General features: G+C 61.8%; 1 pseudogene. It reads right to left on the bottom strand.

The window, feature by feature from the left end:
• Positions 1-262: 262 nt before the first annotated feature.
• Positions 263-377 (bottom strand): annotated as a pseudogene (locus tag J5M57_RS28745) (amino acid ABC transporter ATP-binding protein); the annotation flags it as partial.

Consider the following 377-nt stretch of genomic DNA (forward strand, 5'->3'; position numbering starts at 1 on the left):
CTTGGCTTTGGATTGCGGCATGGTCAGGTGGGTCTCGGTCGATAACCCCGACATCGTGCCACGATCAAACGCTGACGCCAACGCGCATGGTTCAAACCGTTGATCCAACACAACTTCTGTGGCGAGGGAGCTTGCTCCCGCCGGGCTGCGAAGCGACCCCAAAGCCATCCACCGCCTGTTTCTGGTAAACCGCGGTCGACCGGCTTACGGCTGCTGCGCAGCCGAGCGGGAGCAAGCTCCCTCGCCACAGGGCGAGGCAGGCTCAGTTGGCGGCTTCAACGGTGCCAATAAAGTTCGCCAGCTCCGCCGTCTGCGGGTTGGCAAACAACACCTTCGGATCCCCCACCTCATGCACCTTGCCGTGATGCATGAACACC

The organism is Pseudomonas sp. 86_A, from assembly GCF_017491705.1.
Classification (GTDB): domain Bacteria; phylum Pseudomonadota; class Gammaproteobacteria; order Pseudomonadales; family Pseudomonadaceae; genus Aquipseudomonas; species Aquipseudomonas koreensis.